Annotated in this window: 6 protein-coding genes and 1 pseudogene; 5 read left to right on the forward strand and 2 right to left on the reverse strand. The window is 67.3% G+C overall.

Translation table 11 applies throughout. From position 1 onward, the window contains the following. Positions 1-157: 157 nt before the first annotated feature. Entirely contained in the window at positions 158-937 is a 780-nt protein-coding gene (locus tag ABZ490_RS51785; RefSeq protein ID WP_359007949.1) for a GntR family transcriptional regulator, read from the reverse strand. Between the two features lie 168 nt (positions 938-1,105). Here ABZ490_RS51785 and ABZ490_RS51790 point away from each other — a divergent pair, with 168 nt between their 5' ends. From ABZ490_RS51790 to ABZ490_RS51805, 4 genes are all read left to right on the forward strand, one after another. Next, positions 1,106-1,456 carry a hypothetical protein gene (locus tag ABZ490_RS51790; RefSeq protein WP_359007952.1) on the forward strand — a complete coding sequence of 117 codons (351 nt, stop codon included), beginning with the start codon at positions 1,106-1,108 and terminating at the stop codon, positions 1,454-1,456. Beyond that, positions 1,456-2,757, forward strand: a complete 1,302-nt coding sequence (locus ABZ490_RS51795; RefSeq protein WP_359007955.1) for an FtsK/SpoIIIE domain-containing protein — start codon at positions 1,456-1,458, stop codon at positions 2,755-2,757. The genes ABZ490_RS51790 and ABZ490_RS51795 overlap by 1 nt, the downstream gene beginning before the upstream one ends. Beyond that, on the forward strand, positions 2,754-2,951 hold the full coding sequence (locus ABZ490_RS51800) for a hypothetical protein (RefSeq protein WP_340377378.1): 198 nt from the start codon (positions 2,754-2,756) through the stop codon (positions 2,949-2,951). Before ABZ490_RS51795 ends, ABZ490_RS51800 begins: the two co-directional genes overlap by 4 nt. Before the next feature lie 373 nt (positions 2,952-3,324). Beyond that, entirely contained in the window at positions 3,325-4,602 is a 1,278-nt protein-coding gene (locus tag ABZ490_RS51805; RefSeq protein ID WP_359007961.1) for a replication initiator, read from the forward strand. A gap of 720 nt (positions 4,603-5,322) precedes the next feature. Here ABZ490_RS51805 and ABZ490_RS51810 read toward each other — a convergent pair. After that, positions 5,323-6,795: a recombinase family protein gene (locus ABZ490_RS51810; RefSeq protein WP_359007958.1), complete on the reverse strand. Its 1,473-nt coding sequence runs from the start codon at positions 6,793-6,795 to the stop codon at positions 5,323-5,325. Positions 6,796-6,799: 4 nt separating this feature from the next. Between ABZ490_RS51810 and ABZ490_RS51815 the strand changes: the two are divergent. Continuing rightward, a pseudogene (locus ABZ490_RS51815) lies at positions 6,800-6,894 on the forward strand (EamA family transporter); the annotation flags it as partial.

Below are 6,894 nucleotides of genomic sequence, written 5' to 3' on the forward strand. Positions count from 1 at the left end.
CCTCGACTCCTCGGGCCTGCTGCGGTGTGGGGCGTCCGGCGCTCGGCCGGGACCGGCGGTCACGCCGCACGCCCGGCCGGGGCGGCCGGGCGCCCCGGCGCGCCGCAGGCGCGCCCTTGAGGAAGTGAAGGCTGTTTCGACCGATCCGGCTCGCCGCTCATGCCCTGGTGCGTCGTGCGGGCTGCTTGTCGGCGGTGAGCCGGTAGGTGAGTTCGGCGCGGTCGGCTCCGATGCGGAGTTCTTCGAGGATCAGCGGGCGGTCGTCGGTGTCGTGGGTGACGCGGGACAGGTGCAGGATCGGGGTCGCGTCGGGGAGCTGGAGCGTGGTGCGCTCGTCGGGCAGGGGCATCCGGGCGCGTACGGTCTCGGACCAGGTGAGCTTGTGGCCGTCCTCGGTGAGCTGGCGGTAGAACGCGGCCGGGCGCTTGCACGGCTCCTCGGCAAGCATCGGAACCGCTTCGGCGACGGCGAACGGGATCAGCGTGCGGTGCATCGCGCGGGTGCCCGTGCTCGGGTCGAACAACAGCCGGTCGCAGCCGTACAGGGCCTCCTCCTCGCCGAGTTGGAGGAATCGGGCGGTGGCCTTGGTGGTGTGCGTCCGGTAGGCGGTGGCCTCTTCGGTCTCCTGCCAGACATCGCCGTTGGGCATGACGAACCGGCCGTCGGCCGTGCGGCTGATGCTGCGCTCGATCGTGAGCGACGGCTGTCCGTCGGAGCGCACGAAACTCCCCTTGCCGTGCCGGACATCGATCAGCCCTTCGGCGCGCAGTGCTGCGATGGCGTTGCGAACGGTGGGGCGGGATACGGCGTAGCGGGTCATGAGCTGGGCTTCGGACGGCAACAGGGAGTCGGGTGCGAACTCGCCCGACAGGATCGCTTCGCGGATGGCGGCGGCCACCTGCTGGTAGAGGGCTCCGGGGCGCTGGATCTCCGACATCTGGGCATCTCCGACGGGTCGGGGTCGTAGGCACGTCGCACGCGCGGCGTCACTCGTCAGCATAAGTAGTTGCGCTCTCGCCGTACAGCACTCCACACTCATCACTCGTAAGGACAAGTGACGTCAGAAGAAGCCTGATGTCCTGACTGGCCAAGGAGGCCAAAGATCATGCAGTCCATTCCCGTGGACACGGCGCGGCTGGGCGTACTGCGGTGCGCCATCGCTCCGGAAGTGAAGCTCAGCAACTCCGAGACACAGGAGGTGAAGAAGGACCGGGACGGCAACCCCGTCTACACAGTCGCCGTGACCGTGCGGCAGGACCGGCGGCGGATCTCCGTCATCGAGATCGCCGTCAGCGGTGAGCCGACCGGCATCGAGGAAGGACAGATCGTCAAGGTCACCGGACTGGTGGCGTTCATGTGGTCGATGGGTGACCGGCACGGCGTCAGTTTCCGCGCGGATGCCATCACGCCCGTGCACGGAACTCCGGCGGCGGCACGCAAGGGCGGTGAGGCGTGATGGAGCCGTACATCATCGCCCTGGCCCTGGCCGTGCTCGCCTGGATGCTCGTGGCCGGTGACCTGGTGCGTCGACACCGTCCGGTCTGGCACTGGTACCTCGTCGGCTACCCGCTGACCGCATGGCGGGTGGTGTCCACCTGGCGGCGCGTGGCCGTGCTCAATGACCTCGCGGTGTCCCGGCTCCCGGCGCGCACGCTCGTCGGTCACCTGCTGGTCAAGGGTGACCCGGTGCGGCCGGTGGCTCCGCGCTGCTCCTTCCCGCATGTCACGCCCATGGGGCTGTCCGTGCTGGTGCGGCTGCACGCGGGCCAGACCCCGGCGACGTATCTGAAGGCGGCGGCTGCGTTCGTGCACGCGTGGAAGGTGCACACGGTGCGGGTTACCTCGCCGGAACGCGGGCTCGTGCTGCTGACCGCGATGGCGAGTGATCCCCTGGAGCGGCCGGGCTTAGCCACGGCTCCGGCCGAACTCCTCTCTGCCCTGATCGGGGCGCTGGAGACGGGCGGGGCGTGGGTGATGAACCTGCGTCTCGTGCCGCACTGGCTGATCACCGGTGCCACGCGCTCTGGCAAGTCGACTCTGCTGGCCCGGCTCATCACGCAACTCGCCACACAGCGCGTCGCCCTGATCGGCATCGACTGCAAGGGCGGCATGGAACTCGGCCTGTTCACCGCACGGCTCAGCGCTCTGGCGACTTGCCGTCGTGAAGCGGTCGCAGTGCTCTCCGCCCTCGTCGTCGACATGCAGGACCGCATGACCGCCTGCCGGTCGGCCGGGGTCCGCTCCGTCTGGGAGCTCCCGGAGAAGCTGAGGCCAGTGCCGATTGTCGTCCTGGTCGACGAGATCGCGGAACTGTACCTGTCCGACGGCACCCGCCAGAGCAGGGCGGAGACCGAACAGTGCTCCACGCTGCTGCTGCGACTGGCCCAGCTCGGTGCCGCGCTCGGCATCCACCTGGTCGTGGCCGGCCAACGCGTCGGATCCGACCTCGGGACCGGCGTCACCGCCCTGCGCGCCCAGCTCGGCGGCCGTATCTGCCATCGGGTCAACGACCCCGGCACGGCGGAAATGACCTTGGGCGATCTCAACAAGGACGCCGTGGCCGTCGCACAAGCCATCACGGCGCACGAACGCGGCGTGGCTGTGTGCACCGGTCCTGACGGCGGCTGGAGCCGTGCCCGCTCCCACCTGACCCCCACCGATGAGGCCGTGGCCACTGCCCGCAAGTACGGCGCGATGACCCCGGAACTGCCCCTCGTCACCCTCGCCCTGACGGCGCTGGAAGGAGAGTCGAAGTGATCAGCGAAGGTACGGCGTTCACGTTCGCGGTGATCTTCGGGATCATCACCGTCCTCCTCGTCCGCTCCCGCGACGTCCGGGCGTGGGAAGCGGTCTGCGTCGGCCTCTTCGGCGTCTACCTCGGCCAGACCCCCGTGATTTTCACGATCCACGGACTCGTGACCTGGTTCATCAGCGGCTTCTCCCACACCTGAGCAGAAAGGACACCCCAGCTATGCCCATGCCTCGCGTGAGGTGCCCCCACTGCAAGGGCGACGGAGCCCGTAGGACCTGGACCGGACGCATCCGGCGCTGCCGCGTCTGCCGCGGTACCGGCACCATCCGCTGAACCCAACATCGCCCCGACCGCAAGGGAGTGATCCCCATGACCGACCCCGCGCCACCACCCCACATCCGTGCCGCTTCGGCGGCTCACCTCGGAAGGTCACCACCATCACCCCGGAGTACACCCCGGCTGACAGGCGCGCCGCCCTCGACCGCGCGGCGCGCCTGCGTCAGCTCCCCGAAACCGACCGCGACGCAATCCGCCTAGCCCAAGACCCCCGGTTCTCCCGCTGGCTGGAGCAGATCACCGCCACCGGCGGATGCGCTCACCCCGTCCACCTCTCCGGCTCCACCACCACCCTGGACGGCACCACCGGCGAGATCCTCCACCACTACGACACCCGCAACGAACCCGGCGAACGCCTAATCGTCCGCTGCCGCAACCGCCGCGCAACCATCTGCCCGGCCTGCTCCCGCCTCTACGCCGGAGACACCTACCACCTCGTCCGCGCCGGCCTCCTTGGCGGCAAGAACGTTCCCGCCACCGTGCGCCACCGACCCCGCCTCTTCGTCACCCTGACCGCTCCGTCCTTCGGCCCGGTGCACCACGCTGGCGAGCGATGCCGTCCCCGCCGCGACGGCGGCACCTGCGAACACGGGCGGCCGCTTGGCTGCGGCATGCTCCATGCGCCGAACACCTCGGCCGTCGGCCAACCCCTCTGCCCCGACTGCTACGACTACAGCGGGCATGTCCTGTGGCACGCCTACGCCTCAAAACTGTGGGACCGCTTCGTCATCGACGTGAGGCGGCGCCTGGCGTCTTCCGTCGGCCTCGTACAGTCCCGCTTTGCCGAACACGCCCGTCTCTCCTTCGCCCGCGTCGCCGAGTACCAGAAACGGGCGGCCGTCCACGTCCATGCCGTCGTACGCCTCGATGGGCCGAACGGATCCAGCGACGAACCCCCGGCCTGGGGCACTGTGCAGCTCCTCATTGATGCCGTACGTGACTCCGCGCGGCGGGTTCTGGTCCGCCCTCCCTACAGCCCGGCAGTGGGCGAGCAGGCCTTGCACTGGGGTCAGCAGACCGACGTCCGTCCCCTTCACGCCGACAGCGACGGCGACGGCCCCGATGACGATGCGGTGGCTGCCTACGTCGCCAAATACGTCACCAAGGGAGCGAGTGAAACCGGCGCCGGCCTCGACCACTCGCTGACTACCTGGGCTGACATCGCATCGGCCCCCGTCAGCGCACATGTCCGCACCCTCATGCGCGCCTGCTGGCGCCTCGGCGGCCTCCCGGAATACGAACCCTTCCGTCTTCGGGCCTGGACTCACACGCTCGGCTACCGGGGCCACATCCTCACCAAATCCCGCGCCTACTCCACCACCTACGCCGCACTACGTGCCGAACGCGCCCACCACATGGGTCACACCGAAACCCCCGACACGATCACCGAACGGCACTGGCGTTACGCCGGATCTGGCCACACCCCCGGTGCGGCCCTAATTGCCGCCGGAATCGCGACAGACCTCGCCACAAACCGCGAGGTCGCCTGCGAAGAGCGTGAGATGCGTCGGTGACGAGGCGCCGGAGTGACGAGTGGATTCGTGCGGTGGAGCGTCAGGCGGCCAAGTTCCCCAGACGGATAGGGCCGAAGAGTGCCGCACGACTGGCACGGCTCCTCGGCCCTGCTCTGAAGGATGGCTAGTGCGCTAAATCGGACTGTTGCGGCACGAAATTTCGCGATTGCGTGGCGTAGTGGCTACCTTCGGATTCGGACATGGTAGGGGTACGCTCTCGATCCGTCTGCCTTCCAGCCGGTCTCCTGCTTGACTGCTGCTGTAGCGGAGGCGCCGAAAAGCGCTGCGATACCCGCGAAGATGGCAAATACGAGGAGGAAGGGCACTAGCGGAAGTGCTAGCCACCATAGGATTCCAGGGTTCCCCTTCGATGCGGCGAGCCCGATGATAATTGCCGCGTAAACGATGAGTAGTGCTGCGACCAGACCTCCCATGGCTGACTCCTCTCCATGTAGGCGCGGTCTTTTTCTTCAACCCTACTTCCTTTTCGCGTAGTTACACGCCACCTCTGGCACATTTGGGCAACATTTTAGTGTTGTGGTGTTGCTTTATTGGGAAGGGTTCGCATGGCTCCCCTGAAATTTGGGAGCCCAAGGAAAATGTTGAAGCTGCAATGGGCCTCTCAGTTCTGGGGATTTCGATTGACATCGGAAGCTCAACATGTGTGAAAGATCGTCAGGTGGCCAACCGTCAATGCGAATGGCCACCTGAGTGCGATAGCTAGTCGAGTGGGTTCGGCTCGACCTCCACCCGATCCGTGTCGAACCCCCTGCCCTTCCGCGTCGGCGGACCGACGATCACAGCGGCGAACAGGAACCGATAGATCGCGTTCATGCGTGCGTGGTCCTCCGCCTTCTCCAATCGTTCCCAGTTGGCTTCGGCCTCCGGTCCGGCGATTCCCTCCAGGACAGCGATCGGCCGCTTGACGGTCTTCCGCTGCCGCTCCTTCATCCGCTTGATGATCGGTGCGCGCATCGCCTGGAAGTCGGCGGTCGTGAAGTCGTCGTCGTTGAGCCACAGCTCTTTCAGCTCGCGCAGCTTCTCGCGGTCCTTCTCGTCCGCGATGACGTCCGTCTCCGGGCGCGTGGTCGTGGCCGGCTCGTAGCCAGAGGTGTCGAGCTTGGTCAGCACCTCGATTGCCACGTCCCGAACGAACGCCTCCAGAGGCACGGCCGAGACGGAGCGGTTGCACTTCTCCTGGTCGGTGTTGTCGGAGCGGTTGCACCGGTAGTAGGGGTACCGGACGCTGTTGGAACCGCCCATCCGTGCTCCGCACGCGCAGGTGACGACCCCACGCAGGATGTAGCTGCGGAGCGGCCTCTTCTTCGTGTCCCGGTGCTGCTGGGCGCGGTACTCCTTGAGCCGCTGGACCTCGTCCCACTGCCCCCGGTCGATGATGGCGGGCCACGTCCCGATTGCTACCTCCTCTCCCAGGTGGAACCGCAGCCCGGCCACGAAGTGGGACGACAGCAGATGGCGGACGTTCTCCGGGTTCCACGTCTTGCCCTTCGACGTGGGGATGCCGCGTGCGGCAAGGTCCTGCGCTATGTGGTTCGGGGACTCTCCGTCCAAGAAGCGGCGGTAGACCTCGCGAACGATCTCGGCTTCCTCCTCGACGATCGCCCGGCCGTCGCCGGTGTAGCCGTACGGCCGGTTGCCCACGTGTGGCCGGCCTTCTCGGGCGTGCTCCTTCAGGGCATCCTTGAGGCGGCGCGACGTATCGTCGGAGGAGCGGCACGCGTGGGCGACCTCGATGCGCAGGATGAAACGGTCGTCGGGGTCCGACAGGTCCCGTCGGTTCGCCTCGCCGTGCAGCAGGACGCGCTTGTCGTCCGCGATGGCGAGCAACTCTTCGAGATCCTTGGGCTGTCTCATGAGCCGGTCGGGGTGGTAGACGATCACGTGCCGGATATCCCCGTCCCCCATCGCTTTCAGCATGGCCTCCCACCCCGGCCGCTTGCGGTTGCGCTGCCACGCCGAGCGGTTGTTGTCCACGTAGATGTGGGTCGACTCGACGCGGAGTTGAAGCCGCTCGGCGATGTCCCGACAGATCCGTTCCTGCCGGTCCACGCCAGTCTGGTCCTCGTCCCTGGTGTGGGAGATACGGCAGTAGATCGCGGCGGGCTCGCCCGGTGTGACGGTGGCCTTGGCTAACTTGGATCGACTCATGGAATCACTGTATGAGCCGGGCATGACATCCATCATCGTCGGCGCCGCCATCGGCGCCCTGTTCTTCAAGGAGACGTTCGGCGCCCCGCGCATCGCCGCCGCGTGCCTGCTCGTCGTGGGTAT

Origin of the sequence: Streptomyces sp. NPDC005811, assembly GCF_040630405.1 — a bacterium.
Classification (GTDB): domain Bacteria; phylum Actinomycetota; class Actinomycetes; order Streptomycetales; family Streptomycetaceae; genus Streptomyces.

What these genes read in the sequence shown, in the direction of transcription:
- ABZ490_RS51795 (WP_359007955.1), top strand. Translation starts at nt 1,456, where the DNA reads ATGGAGCCGTACATCATCGCCCTGGCCCTGGCCGTGCTCGCCTGGATG.
- ABZ490_RS51810 (WP_359007958.1), bottom strand. Translation starts at nt 6,795, where the DNA reads ATGCCCGGCTCATACAGTGATTCCATGAGTCGATCCAAGTTAGCCAAG.
- ABZ490_RS51790 (WP_359007952.1), top strand. Translation starts at nt 1,106, where the DNA reads ATGCAGTCCATTCCCGTGGACACGGCGCGGCTGGGCGTACTGCGGTGC.
- ABZ490_RS51785 (WP_359007949.1), bottom strand. Translation starts at nt 937, where the DNA reads ATGTCGGAGATCCAGCGCCCCGGAGCCCTCTACCAGCAGGTGGCCGCC.